Here is a 19,277-nt window from a genome sequence, read left to right on the forward strand (position 1 = left end):
CTGGGTAACGTGGTTGTCGTGGCGCAGCAGGACGGGCTGGAGGCTCCCCCCAACCTCCCCGAACACCGCACGACTACAAAGGAGAAGGGCCACTTCTGCATGGCCCACTGCACCTGCGGCTGGCGCGGCCCGGCCAGAAGAGCGAGAAGGCAGGCGCGCACGGACGCGGAAAGGCACGTGGCCGGCTGACGCAGTCGTGCTGCGGCGATGGGCCTCCCCATGGAACCCTCACCCCCACCACCCCGTCTCCCTCGACGGAACCACTGGGAGGCCCCATGGAACGGCGCACATTCCTCACCGTCGGCACGGCGGGCATCGCCGCAGCCGCGACCCCCCTCACCACCGCCTGCACAAAATCGGACACCGGCTCCAGGGCCACGACCACCGCCAGGACCACGAGCACCAAGACCACCGCCGCCAACTGGTCCGCCCTCGCCCGCGATCTCGACGGCCCCCTCATCCGCCCGGGCGACGCCGACTGGAAGACGGCCCGGCAGCTCTACAACACCCGCTTCGACGCACTCAAGCCCGCGGCGGTCGCGTACGTGTCCCACCCGGACGACATCCGCACCGCCCTGGCCTACGCCCGCGCCCACGCCCTGCGCGTGGCGATCCGCAACGGCGGCCACTCCTACGCCGGCTGGTCCTCCGGCGACGGCCGCCTGATCATCGACGTCTCGAAACTCAACCGCGTCCGGGCCTCCGGCAACACCGCGGTGATCGGCGCCGGCGCCAAACTCATCGACGTCTACCGCGCCCTCACCGCGAAGGGCATGACGATCCCCGCCGGCTCCTGCCCCACCGTCGGTGTCTCCGGCCTCACCCTCGGCGGCGGGCACGGCGTGGTCTCCCGCGCCTACGGCCTGACCTGCGACAGCCTCACCCAGGCCACCCTGATCACCGCGGACGGCAAGCAGCTCACCGCGGGCGCCCGCGAACACAAGGACCTCTTCTGGGCCCTGCGCGGCGCCGGCAACGGCAACTTCGGCGTCGTGACGGAACTGCGCTTCAAGACCCACCCGGCCCCGCAGGGCGTCTCGGCGTACATGTCCTGGCCCTGGTCCAGGGCGGCCGCGGTGGTGAAGGCCTGGCAGGAGTGGGGCCCGACCCAGCCGGACGAGATCTGGTCGTCCCTCCACCTGGCGAGCGCCGCCGGCGGCAACCCGACCGTCTCCGTCGCGGCCTTTTCCCTCGGCACCTACGGCGAACTCCAGAACGCGGTCGACCGCCTCGCCGACCGCGTCGGCGCCCCGGCGAGCAGCGTCTCCCTGCGGCGCCGCTCGTACGAGGAGTCGATGGAGGTGTACGCCGGCTGCTCCTCGTTCCCGACGGACGCCCAGTGCCATCTGCCCGGCTCCACCCCGGGCCGTTCCCCGCAGGGCGCGCTGGGCCGCGAGACGTACGCCGCGGCGTCGGACTTCTTCGACCGCTCCCTGTCCGCGGCCGGCATCCGCACACTGCTGTCCCAGATCAGGTCGGTACGCGGCGGCACCGGCAGCATCGCGCTCACCGCCCTGGGCGGAGCGGTGAACCGCGTCTCCCCGACCTCCACGGCCTTCGTCCACCGCCGTTCCCGCATGCTGGCCCAGTACATCGCCTCCTGGCGCCCGGGCACGACGGGATCCACGGCCCGCTCCTGGCTGACCTCGGCCCACAAGTCCATGCGCCCCCACGCCTCAGGCGCGGCCTACCAGAACTACACGGACCCAACCCTGACCAACTGGCGCAAGGCGTACTACGGCGACGCGGCACCCCGCCTGACAAAACTGAAGAACGAGTACGACCCGACTCGCTTCTTCACGTATCCCCAGGCGCTGTGAGAGCCGGCTGACCTAGCTGCGGGCAGTCGTGCCGCCGGGGCGGCACGGGTGGGCGCAGCGGCACCCCGCTACGCCGGGCTGCGCACCCACCCCGCCCCGGCAAAAACGCCGAGAACTAAGCAGCAAGGTCCCGCTCAGAAGCCCCCGCAGTCCGCTCACTCCGAGCCTCAGGAACCACCGCATCCGCCCCGTCGCCGGCCCCACGCCCACGCCCCCGGCCCCGCACAAGCCACCCCACCCGAGGCGACCGCTCGACAGCCCGGGTAACCGGCGTCAACAGCGCCATAGCCAACGGCGACAACAGCAACGCCACAGCCGTCCCCAGCGCGAACCCACCCACGACATCGGTCGGGTAATGCACACCCATGTACACGCGAATGAACCCGCCGAACACGGCCAGCATCAACGCGACCAGCCCGAACTTCCGGTTCGCGACGAACAGCCCGACCGCCATCGCCATGACGATCGTCGCGTGGTCGCTCACGAACGAGTAGTCGGTCTTGCCGCTGACGAGCACCTCGAGCCCCTGATGGTCGAGGAACGGCCGGGGCCGCTCCACGAACCCCCGTATCGGCACGTTGACCAGCACGGCGATCCCCGCCGCGAGCGGTGCCCAGACCAGCGCCGCGACGGAGGACGCCGCGTCCTCCTCACCCCGGCGCCGCACGGACCACCAGCACCACAGCACGAGCAGGACCATGGCGAGCAACACCCCGTACTCGCCCACGAACTCCATGACCCGGTCGAACCACGGCGGCACGTCCTTGGCCAGGCCATTGATGTCGTAGAGCAGGTCGACGTCGGGGTTCGACCCGGATTCGGCGAGTCCAGCCATGATGCTGCGGCCCCTTCGTCGTCTCTCCCGGCGCACCTGTGTGTGCGCCGCTCCTGCCACCCCCGTGGTTGTAGATCCGCTTCCGCTGCACGCGTACGTGACACGTGCCGACTCACGTCTGCTCGGCTACGTCACCAGGAACGCATGGTCCCCGTTGATACGTTCCACACTCCACCGAATGATCACCGAGACGTTATCGAAGAGAGACACGTCTTCGCAGCTCAGGGGGTGGGTTCACGCTCGGCTCACACCGTCGTGGGCAGTGCTTTCGCGCCATCTTCGGTCACCCGGGTGGCCCCGAAGTAGTCGGGCGTGTCGATCGGGTCGAACCGGATCACCGCACCCGTTCGCGGCGCGTCGATCATGTACCCACCTCCGACATAAATGCCGACATGCCGGATGGCACGCGAATTGGTGAGGTCGTCCGAGAAGAACACGAGGTCGCCGGGGAGCAGTTCGTCCCGCGCGGGGTGCGGCCCGGCGTTGTACTGGTCGTTGGCGACGCGCGGCAGCTTGATGCCCACCGTCTCGTAGGCGGCCTGGGTCAGCCCCGAGCAGTCGAAGCGTCCGCCCTGCTCAGCGGTGCCGGTGCCGCCCCACAGGTAGGGCGTGCCCAGCTTCTTCTGCGCGTACTCGATGGCGCCGGCCGCCTGCTCGGAGGGGTCGACCCGTCCGACGGGCGCCGCGAAGCTCTCCGAGAGCGCCGTGATCCTCTTCACGTAGTTCCGGGTCTCGCTGTACGGCGGCACGCCCCCGTACTTGATCACCGCGTACGCCCCCGCGTTGTATGCGGCCAGCATGTTTTCGGTCTGATTCCCGCCAACCTTCTTCACGTACGACGCGAGTTCGCAGTCGTACGAGGCGGCAGAGGGAATCGCGTCCTTCGGGTCCCACACGTCACGGTCCCCGTCCCCGTCGCCGTCGATGCCGTGCGTGGCCCACGTACCGGGAATGAACTGCGCTATCCCCTGGGCGGCGGCATGGCTCTGCGCCTTCGGGTTGAACCCGCTCTCCTGGTAGAGCTGGGCGGCGAGCAGGGCCGGGCTGATGGCGGGACAGAGGTTGCCCCACTTCTGCACGAGGTCGGAGTACGCGGCGGGCACCGCCCCCTTGGCGAGCGCTTTCGCCCCGCCGCCGACCCCGTTGGCCAGGTTCCCGGCGACGATGTAGACCCCGACGACGAGCAGCATCACGAAGGCCAGGGCGGAGCTGATCGCAACAGTCGCCACGATCCATGCCTTACGCACCGTCAACCGCCCCTCGCCGGCCAGGAGTCCGTCGCCTGGTCAGTGTAGAGGCGGCCGCCGTGCGCCGGAATGATCACGGGGAGGAGAGTCGGGGCGGAAAGGGGAACACCCAAGAGCACGGGGCGGCACGGAGCGGCACGGCGGGGGCAACCGGCGCACGGCCCCGTCACGGGTCGCCCGCCGCCTCCCGGTACAGCCGCTCCACCTCCGCACCCAGCACCACGCTGTAGGACACGTCGGGGGTCGTCCCGCCCTCGTCATGGCCGCCGAGGATCCCCACGACCTGCCCGTCCCCGTTCACCCAGGGGCTTCCGCTGGTGCCGCCGGCGAATCCCGGGCACTCGATGCGCTGCTGGGTGGGGCTGTGCGCGGTCGGCTTGTTGGTGCAGCTGATGGGCGTCTCGCGGGAGTCGGGGTATCCGGTGAGGGTCACCGCCGTCGCCCCCGTCGCCGTACCGGTGGCGAGCCGGTACCCACCGACGACGTCCTCGACTCCCTTCCCGCCCCGCGGCGCGACCACGGCGAACACCACGTCACTGTCCTCCCGCCGCCCCGCGACCCACCCCCGGGGCAGGAACCTCCGCTTCACCTTCCACACGCCATAGGGCGCACGACCGTTCCGATACCCGGGCACGAACACGAGCTCCCCACGCCCGTCCAGGCAGTGCGCCGCGGTGACGAGCAGATTCCGGTACGGCGCCCGCACCACGGAGGCGGTACAGAAATGCCCACCGGCCGGCCGGGACACGCGATCGGCGGGCAACAACACCCCCACCCGCGCGCTCCCCGCCCCCGCCCCCGCCCCCGCGGCGACGGTCACCCCGAAGGGCCCGGCCCCGTCGTCGGCCACCGCGGTGGACGCGGAGGTGAGGGCGACAAGAACCACGGCAATGGAGAGGACGCGCTTCATCGGCGCCACTGTGCCGGAGGAAGGTGAGAGAAACGTCAGACGCCTTCTCCCGTGCCGACCGTACGTAAGAAAGCTGTCGGTGGCGATTCCGATCTCCAGTGGCTGGGGCAAACGTACGGACTCCCGAACTTGCCGGGCAGCACTTCCCGGTACGTGCCGTTGTCCGGACGGCGCCCCGACCTCGAGGGCGAACGTGACGTGTCGATTGGTGCCGGCTGCTTCGATGAATTTCTGTGGATCTTCGCGGACGATGCACGGAACAGTAATCTTGACATCGCCGAACAAACTCAACAGCTGCGATCCATTTTTCACAACAAACCACTGAACCAACTGAGCGATGTCCTCAATGAGTACAAGTCCGGCCTCCAGGACCTCGTCCAATGGGGAGTCACGGACAATGCCGACCTGCTGGTATGGATCGCTGCGGGAGACCCCGAGAGCTGGCCCACAGTGATCATCCAGGCTGGTCAGCTCGGCGCCGTTGCATCACCCAGGAGTTCGACCGCCACGGTGCTCCAGTTGCTCACAGGGTCGCTGCGCGTCCCATTCTTTCCCAGCGACTTTCCGAACGAGCGCCCAGAATTCTCGGCGAACCCCTATGCGTAGGCGCGTCACGTCAATCAATTGAAGCCTGGCTGACGGTTGCCGGGGTTGGGGCTGGATGTGGGCACCCGCTCCAGCCGTTCCTCGGTCAAGCTATGCCCATCCCCCGGCCATCGGCCCGTCACTGATCGGTAAGCCCGGCACCCGCTTCAGTAAGGCGGAGGTCAGGATTCCGACAGCCGTCTTGTTGTCACGTACTCAACAAGCGATGGTCGTCGCGGGTCGCCGCCCCCGCCGGGAACCGTACCGGCGGAACCCCCACCCGCAGGCCTCTGCCCACCACTGCCAGGAGGCTGTACCTTGCGCACGACACCGCACAACTCCCCCGCCGGCCGCCGCAGATGGCGCCGCATAGGCGCCGCCGTCACCGCCACCGCCGCACTCCTCCTCACCGGCCTCACCACCGCCACTCACGCGCAGGCCACCCCGGCCGCCTCCGCCAAGGTCACCTGGACCCGCTCCTGCGCGCTGCCCCGGCACACGGGCGAGATGGCCTGCAACGCCCTGCGCGTCACGGGCGGCCGCACCGCCTTCCAGCAGCAGCACGGCATCCCGCCCAGGGCCGCCGACTCCTCCACCCCCTCCGGCTACGGCCCCTCCGACCTCCAGGACGCCTACGGCCTGGCCTCCGCCGCCGCGAGCAACGGCACCGGCCGGACCATCGCCATCGTCGACGCCTACGACGACCCCAACGCCGAGTCCGACCTGGCCGCCTACCGCTCGCACTACGGCCTGCCCGCCTGCACCGGCGCCAACGGCTGTTTCAAGAAGGTCGGCCAGACCGGCTCCACGACCTCCCTCCCCGCCCCCAACAGCGGCTGGGCCGCCGAGATCTCCCTCGACCTCGACATGGCGAGCGCGATCTGCCCGAACTGCCACATCCTCCTCGTCGAGGCCAAGTCCGCCACCATGACCAACCTGGGCACGGCCGTCAACGAAGCCGTCAACCTGGGCGCCAGGTACGTCTCCAACAGCTACGGCGGCGGCGAGTCCTCCTCCGACGCGACCTACGACTCCTCGTACTTCAACCACCCGGGCGTCGCCATCACCGTCAGCGCGGGCGACGGGGGCTACGGCGCCGAGTACCCGGCGGCGTCGAAGTACGTGACGGCCGTGGGCGGCACCAGGCTCTCCGCCTCCTCCACCACCCGCGGCTGGACGGAGAGCGTCTGGCGAACCAGCAGCACCGAAGGCACCGGCTCCGGCTGCTCGGCCTACGACGCCAAGCCCGCCTGGCAGACCGACACCGGCTGCGCCAAGCGCATGATCGCCGACGTCTCCGCCGTCGCCGACCCGGCGACCGGCGTCTCCGTCTACGACACCTACGGCGCCGACGGCCAGGGCTGGGCCACCTACGGCGGCACCAGCGCCTCCGCTCCGATCATCGCGAGTGTCTACGCCCTGGCGGGCACCCCGTCCAGCGGCTCCTACCCGGCGAAGTTCCCCTACGCGAACACCTCCGCCCTGAACGACGTCACCACCGGCACCAACGGCACCTGCGCCACCAGCTACTTCTGCACCGCCCGAACGGGCTATGACGGCCCGACCGGCTGGGGCACCCCGAACGGAGTCGGCGCCTTCACCGGCTGACCACTCCCGCTAGTGACGGAACGTCACTGAAAAAACGGCGCCTGGGCCGTGGGGGCCCGGGGCCGGCAGGGGACGAACGGGCCGCGGCAACCCAGCCGCGGCCCGTTCGCCGCGCCAGGTAGCCTTCACCCGGAGAACACCGGGTCGACCGCTCACCCGACTGGCCGTCAGAAACGGTCCGGAAAGGTGACGCAGGCCGCGAAAGGGCACAACGACGGAACCACACGACAGGTTTCGCCCAGGCCTCATTGCCCGACGTGACCTGCCGTGATACACAGAGTGACCATACGATCCTTCGTACACCGTCCGGCGCCTCCCTTAGGGGCCGGCGCGGAACGGTGGCAAGGTATTCGTACGAAACCCGCCAATCAATGACGCCAAGTCGACATACGACAGCGTCATCGTCGGCGAGAATGAGGCCTGACCTCTGCACGACCGCAGAGGATGCGGAACTACCCAACAGGGGCGGTGACTTACATGCTCTTTGCGGCCGATAAGGGAGACATCAACACCATCATCGGCGGGATCGCTCCGGACTGGGGCCCCTTCGGCAGCCTGGGCAACGAGGCCAAGGTGATGATCGAGGTCGTGATGGCGGTCGCCATCCTGCTCTGCCTCGGCATCGCCATCTGGGGCGCCGCCAAGCAGCGCATCGGTGCCACCGCCCTGCGGGACACCTTCAGCGCCGAGCAGGGCAAGGGCCTCATCATCGCGGGCCTGACGGGCGTGTTCATCATCGGCTCACTCGGAACGCTCTTCACCATCGTGTACGGCATGGCCGTGTAGGCCGGGCACGGTCCGCCCCGGCCGGGCACGCCCGGCTCCCCCTCCATCCCACCCGCCCGTCGTGCCCACCGGCGAAGGTTGCGTTTCCCTGATGTCGAGTCACCACACCGCGCCCGCGCGGGAACCAGCACGGCTACCGTCGTACGAGGAGTACGAGCAGTACGACCGGTACGAGGTGTTTCCGCACGACGTCGAGGGGGCGTACGCGGCATGAGTCTCGGTGACGAGCACGAGGCCTCCGGCGGCTACGGCGGCACGGGCCAGACCCGCACCCGCCTGCCCGACACCGGATCCGACCCCTACGGCACCCCCCGCCGCCCCCGCTCGTCGTCCCGCAGCCTGGTCACGGTGGTCGGCGTGGTGGTCCTACTGATCGCGGCGATCGCCTTCGCGAACCGTGGGGGAGGCGACGGTTCCGAGACCAGCGGCTCGGGCAGCGACAAGGCGTCGAGCGCGGCGACTGCGCCCTCGGGGGAGCGGCCGGTGGTGTCGAAGGCGGCTGGGATTCCCACGGGCTACGCCCACAACGAGCAGGGCGCCCAGTCCGCAGCCACCAATTACGGCATCGCCCTCGGCTCGGCCGACATGTACGACACCGAGAAGCGGCACGCGATCGTCAACACCGTGTACGCGCCCGACGTGGCCGCCGCCCAACTGCCGGCGTTCGACCAGGTGTACTCCCGGGCGAGCTTCCTCGAGAAGATCGGCCTGAACAAGGACGGTGCCGCGCCAAGCGGTCAGACGTTCGTCTCACGCGTCATCCCGGTCGGTACCAAGGTCACGTCCTTCAGGGGCAGCACCGCCACGGTCGCACTCTGGTACACATCGCTCTTCGGCCTGTCGGGCGACGGTTCGAAGAACCCAGTGACCGAGAGCTGGTACACGACGACCTACCAGCTGAAGTGGGTCGATGGTGACTGGAAGGTCACCGACTTCACCCAGGAGGACGGCCCGGTCCCGGTCGGGCGCGACCAAAGGGCCTCCACCGCAGAGGACATGACCAAGGCTGTCGAGGAGTACGGAGGGTTCACCTATGCCCGCTAAACACCACGTACTCAAGCTTGGTGCCGCGGTCACGGCGGTGCAGGCTGCCGCGGTCCTGATGGCCACCCGTGCCTTCGCCGCCCCCACCCCCTCCCCGTCACCGAGCAACAACGCGTGCGACCTCCTGAGGGGCCAGGCCCGGGAGATCTGCGAAGGCGACACCGGCAGTGGCAGCCGCTCCGGCGGCGGCACCTCCCGCCTGGACCCCACCTCCACCCTCGACCCCCTCTCCTCCCTGGCCAAGGGCTGTGCCGACGCCGCCTCCTGGACCGTCGAGAAGCTCAGCGAGGCCGTGAAGGAGACGGCGAACGTCGACTTCACGAACCCGAAGTTCCTCCAGCAGTACGCCGTCGTCTTCGCCGCGTCGACGATCCTCACGCTCCTGCTCTGGCTCCTTGCCGTCGCCAAGCGAGCCGTCCGCGGAGTCCCCCTCACCACCGCCATCTCCGAAGCCATCGGCTTCCTCTGGCTGACCGTGCTGGCCTCCGCCTTCACCCCGCTGATCCTCTACACGGTCGTATCGGCCACCGACGGCATCACCGAGGTCCTCGCCAAAGCCACCGGCGACCAGACCGACGCCTTCTTCGGCACGTTCTCCGAGGCCCTCAAGAAGGGCGAGGACATCGGCGGCGGCCCGATCATGCTGATCGTCGTCTCCCTGGTCAGCATCCTCGCCGCCGGAGTGCTGTGGCTGGAGCTCGTCATCCGCGCCGCCCTGCTCTACGTCGGCGCCCTCCTCGGCACCGTCGTCTACGCCGGCCTCGTCGACAAGAACCTGTGGGGCCACGTCCGCCGCTGGGCCGGCATCATGATCGCCGTGATCCTGGTCAAGCCGGTGATCGTCATCGTGCTCGGCCTCGCCGGCGCGCTCTCCGCCGACGACGGCCCCGACGCCTTCTCCGCCGTCGTCTCCGGCCTCGCCATCATCCTGCTCGCCATCTTCGCCAGCGCGATGATCTACCGCTTCGTGCCCGGCTTCGGCGACGAGATCGCCGGCTCCCGCAACAACCGCCTCATGCAGGGCGCCGAGAGCAAGGCCGCCGCGGTCATCAGCTCCCCCGCGACCCTCGTGGCGCAGGGCATCAAGACCCACAGCTCCCGCGCCGACAACAACGGCGGAGGCAGCCAGTCCTCCGCCCCCCGCCCCAGCAACCCCGCCTCCGGCGGAGTCGCCGCGCACAGCTCGCGCACCTCGAACGGCGGCGGCGGATCTGTCCCCTCCGCCGCACCCGCACCCCGTTCGAGCAGCCCCGTCAACACTCCCCACGCCAGCAGCACCCGCAACAGCAGTACCAACCGCACGGGAGGTGAAGGGCGTTGACGACCGAGTCCCACGTGTCCCATCCGGTCACGCCCCGCCGGACGTATCTGATCGGCCGCGCCCGGCCGAACGCGATCATCGGCCGCAACCGCGAGACCGGCGAGATCGCCCTGATCGTCGTGGGCGCGTTCCTCGGCATGATGTGCGGGCTCCTCGTCCCCGTGCTGTCCCTGCGCATCGTGCTGCTCGCCGGTTTCCCGATGCTGGCGCTGGCCGCCGTCTACGTGCCGTACAAGCACCGCACGTTCTACAAGTGGTTCGAGATCAACCGCAGCTACAAGCGGACCCTGAAGCAGGGAACCACCTACCGCTCCGCCGTCATCGAGGCCGGGACGCGGCTCGACGGGCGGGAGGTCGAGATCGGACCGCCCCCGGGCATCGGCAGGATCACCTGGCTCTCCGCCCCCTTCGGCCCCGACGAGATCGCCGTCCTGCTGCACGCCGACCGCAAGACCGTCACCGCCGCCATCGAGATCGAGGGCCCCGGCGTCGGCCTGCGCGACAGCGAGGACCAGGAAGCCCTCGTCGACCGCTTCGGCACCCTGCTCAAGCACGTGGCCAACGGCGACGGCTTCGTCACCCGCCTCCAGATGCTCGCCCGCACCCTCCCCGCCGACCCGGACGCCCACGCCAAGGACGTCGCCGTCCGCGGGGACGACAAGGCACCGCCGTGGCTCCAGCAGTCGTACGACCAGCTCCAGTCGATGGTGTCCACCAGCAGCGAGCAGCACCGCGCCTACCTCGTCGCCTGCATGCACTACACCCGCGACCTCGCCGCCGAGGCCAATGCCATGGCCCGGGCCGCCCGCGCCCACGGCGGCAAGGTCGACCGGGACGCCGGACTCGCCGTCGTCATGGCCCGCGAGCTGACCGACATCTGCTCGCGCCTGCAGGAGGCCGACATCCGCGTACGGCAGCCGCTCGGCCAGAGCAGACTGTCCTCGCTGATCCACTCCATGTACGACCCGGACCACCCGATCGACCACATCCAGGCGATGACGAAACGCAATGCCTGGCCGGCCGAGCTGGACGCCATGGAGCCCACCTACCTCCAGGCCAAGACCCGCGAGTCCTCCACCCGCGCCCCCTGGTGCCACGCCACCGCCTGGGTGAAGGAGTGGCCGATGACCCCCGTCGGCGTCAACTTCCTCGCCCCGCTGCTCGTCCACACCCCGGACGTCATCCGCACGGTCGCCGTCACCATGGACCTCGAACCCACCGAGGTCGCCATCGAGCGCATGCTCACCGAGAAGACCAACGACGAGGCCGAGGCGTCCCGCGCCGCCAAGATGAACCGCACCATCGACCCGCGCGACGTGGCGGCGAACTCCCGGCTCGACCAGCGCGGCGAGGACCTCGCCAGCGGCGCCGCCGGCGTCAACCTCGTCGGCTACATCACCGTCTCCTCCCGCTCCCCCGACGCCCTCGCCCGCGACAAGCGGACGATAAGGGCCTCGGCCGGAAAGTCGTACCTGAAGCTGGAATGGTGCGACCGCGAGCACCACCGCGCCTTCGTGAACACCCTTCCCTTCGCCACCGGCATTCGGAGGTAGGACCTGATGCGGGACCCGCTGTCCGTCCTCACCGACGCCTTCACCTCCTTCCTCTTCGGGAAGGTCGAGACGACCCGGCTCCCGGTGCGCACGTCCACGGGCCAGGCCCAGGCGGTCTACCTGCCGACCGCCGCCCCGGGCCTCGGCGACTCCGGCGTCATCATCGGCCGCGAGGTGTACTCCGGAAAGGGCTACATCTACGACCCCTTCCAGCTCTACGGCCAGCAGCTCCCCGCCCCCCACTGGCTGGTCCTCGGCGAGTCCGGCAACGGCAAGTCGGCGCTGGAGAAGACGTACGTCCTGCGCCAGCTCCGCTTCCGCGACCGCCAGGTCGTCGTCCTGGACGCCCAGGGCGAGGACGGGGTCGGCGAGTGGAACCTCATCGCGCAGGAGCTGGGGATAACTCCCATCAGGCTGGACCCGATGGCGGCCCTGGACATGGGTATCCGGCTCAACCCGCTCGACCCCGCGATCACGAGCACGGGCCAGCTCGCGCTGCTCCGGACCATCATCGAGGTCGCGATGGGGCACGGCCTGGACGAGCGCTCCGGCTTCGCCCTGAAGGTCGCGCACGCCTACGTCAACGAGACCATCGTGGACCGCCAGCCGGTCCTGTCCGACATCGTCGAGCAGCTGCGCCACCCCGAGCCCGAGTCGGCCGAGGCGATGAACGTCGCCATAGACGACGTACGGGCCTGGGGCCTGGACGTGGCACTGGTCCTGGACCGTCTCGTCGACGGTGACCTGCGCGGCATGTTCGACGGCCCCACCACGGTCGGCATCGACCTGGACGCCCCGCTGATCGTCTTCGACCTCTCCCACATCGACCGCAACTCCATCGCCATGCCCATCCTCATGGCGATCGTCGGCGTGTGGCTGGAGCACACCTGGATCCGCCCCGACCGGAAGAAGCGCATCTTCCTGGTCGAGGAGGCCTGGCACATCATCAACAGCCCCTTCGTGGCACAGCTGTTCCAGCGCCTGCTGAAGTTCGGCCGACGGCTGGGTCTGTCGTTCGTGGCGGTGGTCCACCACCTGTCGGACGTGGTGGACGGCGCGGCGGCGAAGGAGGCGGCGGCGATCCTGAAGATGGCCTCGACCAGAACGATCTACGCCCAGAAGGCGGACGAGGCGAGGGCGACGGGCCGCGTCCTGGGCCTGCCCCGCTGGGCCGTCGAGATCATCCCGACCCTCACCCCCGGCATCGCCGTCTGGGACGTCAACGGCAACGTCCAGGTCGTCAAACACCTGGTCACGGAGACCGAACGCCCACTGGTCTTCACCGACCGCGCGATGACCGAGTCCTCCGCGGACCTCGCGGACGACGACGCCCTGCACGCCGCCGAACTCGAGGCGGAGGAACGGGCGGCGGCCTTCGTGGAGCACCACCTGGGCGACTCCGAGTCGACGGTGGCGTAGGGGGAGGGCGCGTGAGACCGGACGACCGCCGCACCCAGCGGGACACCCAGGGAGGCATCCCCGACGGCCTGCTGGTCGGCATACTCGCGTTCCTCCTCGGCATGACCCTGCTGGTGTGGACGGCCACCGGCCTCGCCGCCCTGTTCGCCCACGGCTCCTGGCCGTCCGGCGTCACCTTCACACGCACGCCCCTGGCCATGCGCGGCCTGATCGCCCAGCCCCACGACATCCCCGGCGCCTGGCCCGACACACCCCCCGGCGAACTCTCCGGCTACGGCCTGTTCTGGGGTCTGTTCATCGGCCAGCTGATGGTCCTGGTCGTCCTGACGGTGTTCGTGATGGGCACGGTGGTCCGCTGGAGGGCAGGCCGGGCACGACGCCGCCTGGAGAGGGCAACGGCAGCGGAACGGGCAGGGGCCGCGGCATACGAGCCCGGTCCCGCACCCGCGCACGAACTCCCGACACCCCCACTACAGGGCACACCGGGCACGGAGCAGCACGGCGTACCCACGACGGCCCAGCACGGCACAACGGGCACGGGGCAGCACGACGTAGCAGCACCGGCACGACACGCGACGCCGGCACCGGCACAGCACGACGTCCCCACCCCCCGCCGCGCCGCCCCCGAGCCCACGCACGTACTGGAGCCGACAGCGCCCCTGGCCCCCACCCCGGCGGCCACGCCCGCGACCCCGGCTTCCTTGTTCTCCCAGGAACGGGTGGGCGGGTGGGAAAAAATCCTCGTAGCCCCAAGGGAAACCCGCCAGACCACAGCAACCCAGGCGGTACGCGACGCGGAAGGCCCCGCACTCGTCGTCACGTCGAACCCCACCCTCTGGCAGGAAACCAAGGACGGCAGGGCCAAACTCGGCCCCACCCACCTCTACGACCCCACCCACCTCTGCGACACCCCGTCCCGCCTCCACTGGTCCCCCACCACCGGCTGCGAGGACAGAGAAACGGCAACAGCAAGAGCCACCGCCCTCCTCGCCCCCGTACGCCCCACCGCCAAACTCGACCAGGCGGTCAGCGACACAGCCACCACCCTCCTGCGGAGCTACCTGCACGCCGCCGCCATCGACGGCCGCACCATCCGCCACGTCCACCGCTGGTCCCAGGGCACCCAGATCCAGGACGCCGTACGCATCCTCCGTACCAACCCCAAGGCCGCCCCCGGCTCCGCGGGCGAACTCGAAGGCGCCCTCACCGCCCACCCCGAACGCCGGGACATGGCCCAGCAGCTGACGACCCGTGCCCTCGCGGCGCTCTCCACGGTCAACATCCGCGAGGCCTGCACTCCCAACCGAACTGATGCCCTCGCCCTGGATTCCTTCGTCCACGAAGGGGGCACGCTTTATGTGGTGGGTGAATCCATCGAGGACCCCAGGACGAACCCGGGCGCGATGCCCCTCCTGACGGCCCTCGTCTCCAGCGTGGTCGAGCGCGGCCGGCACATGGCCGAACGGTCATCCTCCGGTCGCCTCGACCCACCATTCACCCTCGTCCTGGACGACGTCGCCGCCGTGGCCCCGCTTCCCCAGCTCCCGGAGCTGCTGGCCACCGGAGCGGACCGGGGCCTGCCGACCCTGGCGCTGCTCCGGTCCCGCGAACAGGGCCGCGCCCGCTGGCCGCACGACGAACTACCGGTCTGAGAAGGGCACCTCCACAACGCTCCGCTCAAGCACGAACTCCAACTCCCGCTCCCCGGAGTCCCCGAGCGGCACGATCAGCCCGCTCGGCACGAACCCCACCCTGCGATAGAACCGCTGCGCCCGCCCGTTGTCCTCGTGCACGATGAGCCGCACCCGCTCCAAGCCCCGCCCCCACGCCCACTCCAGGGCCGCGTCGAACATCACCTCGGTCAGCCCGCTGCCGCGCTCCTCGGGCCGTACGAACACGCCGACCAGATGCCCCTGCTTGCGCTCCACCGGAAACCCGGCCCAGTCCTTCGTCCCGGGCTCCTCCACGAGCACGGTCAGCGTCCCGACCCACCGCCCGTCCGGCCCCTCGGCGATGATCTGCTGCGCCGCGTCCGCCCCCTCGGCGGCCCCCGCCGTCCGCTCCTGCCAGAAGGAGTCCGGCCTGGCCGTGGCCTCCTCGTACGTCTCCAGAAAGGCGAGGTGCGCCACCGGATCCCGCAGCGCCGCGAGCCGCAGCTCCTTCGCCGCGACCCACTCATCAGCACGGACGGACCGGATCACATAGCTCATGCCGGCAACGGTAGTACCCGGGTACGACACCCCTCACCCCGATTACCGCCGCCGGTCCGACGACCGCCGCCCCCGCACGGACGAGCATCGAAGCATGCTGACCGCACACGAACTCACCAAACGCTACGGCGACCGGACGGTCGTCACCGACCTGTCCTTCACCGTCCGCCCCGGCACCGTCACCGGCTTCCTCGGCCCGAACGGCGCCGGCAAGTCCACGACCATGCGGATGATCCTCGGCCTCGACGCCCCCACCCGCGGCCACGCCACCGTGAGCGGACGCTCCCACGCCGCCCACCCCGCACCCCTCACGGAGGTCGGCGCCCTGCTGGAGGCCCGCTCGGTCCACCCCGGCCGCACCGCCTACCACCACCTGCGCGCCCTCGCCCACACCCACGGCATCCCCCGGGCCCGGGTCGAACAGGTCCTCGGCCTCACCGGCCTGACCGACGTCGCCCACCGCCGCGTCAAGGGCTTCTCCCTCGGCATGGGCCAACGCCTCGGCATCGCCGCCGCCCTCCTCGGCGACCCGGCCACGCTCATCCTCGACGAGCCGGTCAACGGCCTCGATCCCGAGGGCGTGCTGTGGATCCGCAACCTCCTCAAGTCCCTCGCCGCCGAGGGCCGCACGGTCTTCGTCTCCTCCCACCTGATGAGCGAGATGGCCCTCACCGCCGAGCACCTGGTCATCATCGGCCGCGGCCGCCTCCTCGCCGACACCACCGTCACCGACTTCGTACGCGACTCCGGCGCGGGCACCGTCAAGGTCGTCACCCCGCAGGCCTCCGACCTCGTACCCCTCCTCACCGCACCCGGCGTCGACATCACCACCGACACCCCCGGCACCCTCCAGGTCCGCGGCACGGACGCCGAACACATCGGCCGCACGGCAGCCGCCCACGGCATCCCCCTCTACGAACTGACCCCCAACGCCGCCTCCCTGGAGGAGGCCTTCATGGACCTCACCCGGGACGCGGCGGAGTACACGGCGACCCTCGAAGGAGCGGCAGCATGACCACGGCGAGTCTCCCCTACCGCGTGACCCCGGCCCGCGTCCTGCGCTCCGAGTGGCACAAGCTCTGGACCCTGCGCTCCACCTGGATCACCCTCATCGCCACCAGCGCCCTCACCGCCGCCATGGGCGCGGGCCTGGGAGCCGCCTACGACGGCACCGGCGAGGGCGGGATGGACACGGTCGTCTTCATCCTGCTCGGCACCCAGTTCGCCCAGATCAACCTCGGCGTACTGGGCATCCTCGCCACGGCGGGCGAGTACTCCACGGGCCAGATCCGCGCCACGATGACCGCAGTCCCACGCCGCCTGCCAGTCCTCTGGTCCAAGGCAGCCGTCCTGGCCGCGATCGCCTTCCCCCTCACCCTGCTGACGAACCTCCTCACCTTCTCCCTCGCCCAGTCCTTCCTCACCGGCACCGACCAGTCCGCCGCCCTCGGCGACCCGGGCGTCCTGCGCGCCCTGGCCGGCAACGCGGCCGGCCTCACCCTGCTCGCCGTCCTCGCCCTCGGCATCGGCGCCCTGGTCCGCTCGGTCCCGACGGCCATCGGCGCCTTCATCGGCCTCATCATGATCGTCCCGGAGGTCCTGGCCATGCTCCCGTACGAGATCGTCGACGACGCCGTCCGCTTCTTCCCGGGCAAGGCCCTCGAAACCCTCACCACCGCCCAGCCCCTGCCCGGCACGGCCTCCCCGGGCGCCGCCCTGCTCGCCATGATCCTGTGGACGACGGCGACCCTCACGCTGGCCGCCACGGTCCTACGACGCCGAGACGTCTGACACATGGCCTCGCAAGCCCTCACGATGGACCCCGTGACGGAACACCGGGCGCCGGAGCCCCTCACCGAGTACGCCCACCGCCTCACCCGCAGGGTGCGCGCCTTCGACCGACGCCATCCCCTGCTGTGGGACCTGCACATCGCCGGCTTCTGGGTGACAGCCGCCCTGATCGACTACATCGGCGGCGGCTGGCGCCACAACGCCCACGACCTCGACGTCCCGGGCTGGCTCCTCCTCACCCTGAGCCTCGGCTTCTCGGTCCCCCTCCTCTGGCGGCGCACCCACCCCAGGGCCGTCCTCGCCGCCATGGCCCTCTTCGCCCTCGTCAACGCCTGGACCGGCGCCGCCCTCCAGGCAGCCCTGCTCCAGCTCGCCGTCGTCTACCACATCGCCCTGCGCCGGGCCCTGCGCAACCTGTGGTGGGCGACGGCCCTGGTGATCGCCCCGGTCCTGGTGTCGGTCGCCCGCCACGGGGAGGGCACCTGGGACCAGCAGGTCGGTTCCCAACTGATGTCCACCACCGTGGCCGCCCTCATCGGCATCACGGTCCGCACCCGCCGCAACTACACCGAGGCCCTGGAGGACCGCGCCCGCCGCCTGGAGACCGAACGCGACCAGCAGGCCCGACTCGCAACCGCCGCCGAACGCGCCCGCATCGCCCGCGAGATGCACGACATCATCGGCCACAACCTCTCCGTCATCACCGGCCTCGCCGACGGCGGCCGATACGCGGCCGCCAAGTCCCCCGAACGCGCCGCCCAGGCCCTCGACGCCATCGCCACCACCAGCCGCCAGGCCCTCACCGAACTCCGCCGCCTCCTGGACGTCATGCGAGAGGAGGAACAGAACGGCCAGGCCGACCTGACCCCCCAACCCGGCCTCACCGACCTCGACCAGCTCCTCGACGGCGTCCGCTCCGCAGGCCTCCCCGTCCGCACCACCACCCACGGCAGCCCCACCCTCCCCCCAGGCCGCCAGCTGACCGTCTACCGCGTCATCCAGGAAGCCCTCACCAACACCCTCAAACACGCCGGCGCAGACGCCACCGCGGAGATAGAGCTGTCCTACGAGGACAAGGGAGCCGTGACAGTGACGATCACGGACACCGGCAACGACAGCCGAACCGACGGCCCGGCCCGAGGCGGTCGTGGACTACCCGGAATGCGCGAGCGAACCGCCCTCTACGGCGGCACACTTGAGGCCGGCCCCCGCCCGCACCCCGAGCAGGGCTGGCGCGTCCGCCTACACCTCCCGGAGGAAAACCCGCAGTGACCACGGTCCTCATCGCCGACGACCAGCCCCTCCAGCGCTTCGGCTCCCGCATGCTCCTGGAGAGCCAGGACGACATGACGGTCGTGGGCGAGGCGGCGAACGGCAGCGAAGCTGTCCGCATGGCGGCGGAACTCCACCCCGACGTCGTCCTCATGGACATCCGCATGCCCGGCCTGGACGGCATCGAGGCGACCCGGCGCATCGCCTCCGCCGGCGACCGCACCCGCATCCTGATCGTCACCACCTTCGACCTGGACGAGTACGCCTACGCCGGCCTCCGCGCTGGCGCCTCCGGCTTCCTCGTCAAGGACGCCCAGCCCGAGGAACTCCTTTCCGGCATCCGCGCGGTGGCCACCGGCGACGCGGTCGTCGCCCCCAGCCTGACCCGTCGCCTCCTCGACGCCTACGTCCACCACCTGCCGACCGACCCGACCGCGGAAACCTCACCCCAGGACGACCCACGCCTCGCTACCCTCACCGACCGGGAACGCGAAATCCTCACGGTCATCGGCAAAGGCTGGACGAACACGGAGATAGCCGCGCGCCTCCACCTGGCCGAGTCGACGGTGAAGACCCACGTGGGCCGCATCCTCGCGAAGACCGGTTCCCGCGACCGCATTCAGGCGGTGATCCTGGCGTACGACACGAAGCTGGTACAGCCGTCGTAAAAAAGCTGGTGGAAACAGAAAAAGGCCCACACCTTGCGGTGTGGGCCTTTCTCAAGAATTGTTCGGCGGCGTCCTACTCTCCCACAGGGTCCCCCCTGCAGTACCATCGGCGCTGTAAGGCTTAGCTTCCGGGTTCGGAATGTAACCGGGCGTTTCCCCTACGCTATAACCACCGAAACACTATGAAACTGTCAGCCGCACCATACCG

General features: G+C 70.1%; 19 protein-coding genes and 1 rRNA gene. 15 read left to right on the plus strand and 5 right to left on the minus strand.

Features of this window, described 5'->3' with window-relative positions; all coding sequences use genetic code 11:
* Positions 1-18: 18 nt before the first annotated feature.
* Both PV963_RS21495 and PV963_RS21500 read left to right on the plus strand, forming a co-directional pair.
* Positions 19-189: a hypothetical protein gene (locus tag PV963_RS21495; RefSeq protein ID WP_342456396.1), complete on the plus strand. Its 171-nt coding sequence runs from the start codon at positions 19-21 to the stop codon at positions 187-189.
* An 86-nt stretch (positions 190-275) separates the two neighbouring features.
* Entirely contained in the window at positions 276-1,820 is a 1,545-nt protein-coding gene (locus PV963_RS21500) for an FAD-dependent oxidoreductase (RefSeq protein ID WP_274817389.1), read from the plus strand.
* A 115-nt stretch (positions 1,821-1,935) separates the two neighbouring features.
* On the opposite strand, the gene PV963_RS21505 is transcribed toward PV963_RS21500, so the two are convergent.
* From PV963_RS21505 to PV963_RS21515, 3 genes are all read right to left on the minus strand, one after another.
* Complete coding sequence (locus PV963_RS21505) at positions 1,936-2,655, minus strand: phosphatase PAP2 family protein (RefSeq protein WP_274817390.1); 720 nt, start codon at positions 2,653-2,655, stop codon at positions 1,936-1,938.
* Between the two features lie 245 nt (positions 2,656-2,900).
* Positions 2,901-3,902 (minus strand): NlpC/P60 family protein, encoded by a 1,002-nt coding sequence (locus PV963_RS21510; protein ID WP_274817391.1) that lies wholly within the window; start codon positions 3,900-3,902, stop codon positions 2,901-2,903.
* Positions 3,903-4,068: 166 nt separating this feature from the next.
* On the minus strand, positions 4,069-4,812 hold the full coding sequence (locus tag PV963_RS21515) for a trypsin-like serine peptidase (protein WP_274817392.1): 744 nt from the start codon (positions 4,810-4,812) through the stop codon (positions 4,069-4,071).
* A gap of 51 nt (positions 4,813-4,863) precedes the next feature.
* On the opposite strand from PV963_RS21515, the gene PV963_RS21520 reads away from it, so the two are divergent.
* The 9 genes from PV963_RS21520 (at position 4,864) to PV963_RS21560 (ending at position 14,780) form a co-directional block, all read left to right on the plus strand.
* Positions 4,864-5,418 carry a hypothetical protein gene (locus PV963_RS21520; RefSeq protein ID WP_274817393.1) on the plus strand — a complete coding sequence of 185 codons (555 nt, stop codon included), beginning with the start codon at positions 4,864-4,866 and terminating at the stop codon, positions 5,416-5,418.
* Positions 5,419-5,715: 297 nt separating this feature from the next.
* Positions 5,716-7,005 carry a S53 family peptidase gene (locus PV963_RS21525; RefSeq protein WP_274817394.1) on the plus strand — a complete coding sequence of 430 codons (1,290 nt, stop codon included), beginning with the start codon at positions 5,716-5,718 and terminating at the stop codon, positions 7,003-7,005.
* 477 nt (positions 7,006-7,482) lie between these two features.
* Positions 7,483-7,791: a hypothetical protein gene (locus tag PV963_RS21530; protein ID WP_003991275.1), complete on the plus strand. Its 309-nt coding sequence runs from the start codon at positions 7,483-7,485 to the stop codon at positions 7,789-7,791.
* 91 nt (positions 7,792-7,882) lie between these two features.
* Entirely contained in the window at positions 7,883-8,005 is a 123-nt protein-coding gene (locus PV963_RS21535; protein ID WP_268250144.1) for a hypothetical protein, read from the plus strand.
* On the plus strand, positions 8,002-8,835 hold the full coding sequence (locus tag PV963_RS21540; RefSeq protein WP_274817398.1) for a hypothetical protein: 834 nt from the start codon (positions 8,002-8,004) through the stop codon (positions 8,833-8,835). Before PV963_RS21535 ends, PV963_RS21540 begins: the two co-directional genes overlap by 4 nt.
* Complete coding sequence (locus PV963_RS21545; RefSeq protein ID WP_274817399.1) at positions 8,825-10,156, plus strand: hypothetical protein; 1,332 nt, start codon at positions 8,825-8,827, stop codon at positions 10,154-10,156. The genes PV963_RS21540 and PV963_RS21545 overlap by 11 nt, the downstream gene beginning before the upstream one ends.
* Positions 10,153-11,709 carry an SCO6880 family protein gene (locus tag PV963_RS21550; protein WP_274817400.1) on the plus strand — a complete coding sequence of 519 codons (1,557 nt, stop codon included), beginning with the start codon at positions 10,153-10,155 and terminating at the stop codon, positions 11,707-11,709. Before PV963_RS21545 ends, PV963_RS21550 begins: the two co-directional genes overlap by 4 nt.
* 6 nt (positions 11,710-11,715) lie before the next feature.
* A complete protein-coding gene (locus PV963_RS21555; RefSeq protein WP_274817401.1) occupies positions 11,716-13,128 on the plus strand; it encodes an ATP-binding protein in 1,413 nt (470 codons plus the stop codon).
* Between the two features lie 11 nt (positions 13,129-13,139).
* Positions 13,140-14,780 (plus strand): type IV secretory system conjugative DNA transfer family protein, encoded by a 1,641-nt coding sequence (locus PV963_RS21560; protein ID WP_274817402.1) that lies wholly within the window; start codon positions 13,140-13,142, stop codon positions 14,778-14,780.
* Here PV963_RS21560 and PV963_RS21565 read toward each other — a convergent pair.
* Positions 14,769-15,338, minus strand: a complete 570-nt coding sequence (locus PV963_RS21565) for a GNAT family N-acetyltransferase (protein ID WP_274817403.1) — start codon at positions 15,336-15,338, stop codon at positions 14,769-14,771. The two genes, PV963_RS21560 and PV963_RS21565, sit on opposite strands and share 12 nt — an antisense overlap.
* Before the next feature lie 94 nt (positions 15,339-15,432).
* On the opposite strand from PV963_RS21565, the gene PV963_RS21570 reads away from it, so the two are divergent.
* Genes PV963_RS21570 through PV963_RS21585 form a run of 4 tightly spaced genes read left to right on the plus strand, consistent with a single transcriptional unit; the run spans position 15,433 to position 19,069 of the window.
* Positions 15,433-16,353, plus strand: a complete 921-nt coding sequence (locus tag PV963_RS21570) for an ABC transporter ATP-binding protein (protein WP_274817404.1) — start codon at positions 15,433-15,435, stop codon at positions 16,351-16,353.
* Positions 16,350-17,129: an ABC transporter permease gene (locus PV963_RS21575; RefSeq protein ID WP_274817405.1), complete on the plus strand. Its 780-nt coding sequence runs from the start codon at positions 16,350-16,352 to the stop codon at positions 17,127-17,129. The genes PV963_RS21570 and PV963_RS21575 overlap by 4 nt, the downstream gene beginning before the upstream one ends.
* 24 nt (positions 17,130-17,153) lie before the next feature.
* Entirely contained in the window at positions 17,154-18,401 is a 1,248-nt protein-coding gene (locus PV963_RS21580; protein ID WP_274817406.1) for a sensor histidine kinase, read from the plus strand.
* Entirely contained in the window at positions 18,398-19,069 is a 672-nt protein-coding gene (locus PV963_RS21585; protein ID WP_274817407.1) for a response regulator, read from the plus strand. The genes PV963_RS21580 and PV963_RS21585 overlap by 4 nt, the downstream gene beginning before the upstream one ends.
* A gap of 60 nt (positions 19,070-19,129) precedes the next feature.
* Here the strand turns inward: PV963_RS21585 and rrf are convergent.
* Positions 19,130-19,246 (minus strand): 5S ribosomal RNA (rrf, locus tag PV963_RS21590).
* Positions 19,247-19,277 lie beyond the last annotated feature (31 nt).

The sequence above is a fragment of the Streptomyces coeruleorubidus genome (assembly GCF_028885415.1).
Lineage (GTDB): Bacteria > Actinomycetota > Actinomycetes > Streptomycetales > Streptomycetaceae > Streptomyces > Streptomyces coeruleorubidus_A.

What these genes read in the sequence shown, in the direction of transcription:
- PV963_RS21540 (WP_274817398.1), top strand. Translation starts at nt 8,002, where the DNA reads ATGAGTCTCGGTGACGAGCACGAGGCCTCCGGCGGCTACGGCGGCACG.
- PV963_RS21505 (WP_274817390.1), bottom strand. Translation starts at nt 2,655, where the DNA reads ATGGCTGGACTCGCCGAATCCGGGTCGAACCCCGACGTCGACCTGCTC.
- PV963_RS21500 (WP_274817389.1), top strand. Translation starts at nt 276, where the DNA reads ATGGAACGGCGCACATTCCTCACCGTCGGCACGGCGGGCATCGCCGCA.
- PV963_RS21580 (WP_274817406.1), top strand. Translation starts at nt 17,154, where the DNA reads ATGGACCCCGTGACGGAACACCGGGCGCCGGAGCCCCTCACCGAGTAC.
- PV963_RS21565 (WP_274817403.1), bottom strand. Translation starts at nt 15,338, where the DNA reads ATGAGCTATGTGATCCGGTCCGTCCGTGCTGATGAGTGGGTCGCGGCG.
- PV963_RS21535 (WP_268250144.1), top strand. Translation starts at nt 7,883, where the DNA reads ATGTCGAGTCACCACACCGCGCCCGCGCGGGAACCAGCACGGCTACCG.
- PV963_RS21545 (WP_274817399.1), top strand. Translation starts at nt 8,825, where the DNA reads ATGCCCGCTAAACACCACGTACTCAAGCTTGGTGCCGCGGTCACGGCG.
- PV963_RS21575 (WP_274817405.1), top strand. Translation starts at nt 16,350, where the DNA reads ATGACCACGGCGAGTCTCCCCTACCGCGTGACCCCGGCCCGCGTCCTG.
- PV963_RS21515 (WP_274817392.1), bottom strand. Translation starts at nt 4,812, where the DNA reads ATGAAGCGCGTCCTCTCCATTGCCGTGGTTCTTGTCGCCCTCACCTCC.
- PV963_RS21530 (WP_003991275.1), top strand. Translation starts at nt 7,483, where the DNA reads ATGCTCTTTGCGGCCGATAAGGGAGACATCAACACCATCATCGGCGGG.
- PV963_RS21570 (WP_274817404.1), top strand. Translation starts at nt 15,433, where the DNA reads ATGCTGACCGCACACGAACTCACCAAACGCTACGGCGACCGGACGGTC.
- PV963_RS21555 (WP_274817401.1), top strand. Translation starts at nt 11,716, where the DNA reads ATGCGGGACCCGCTGTCCGTCCTCACCGACGCCTTCACCTCCTTCCTC.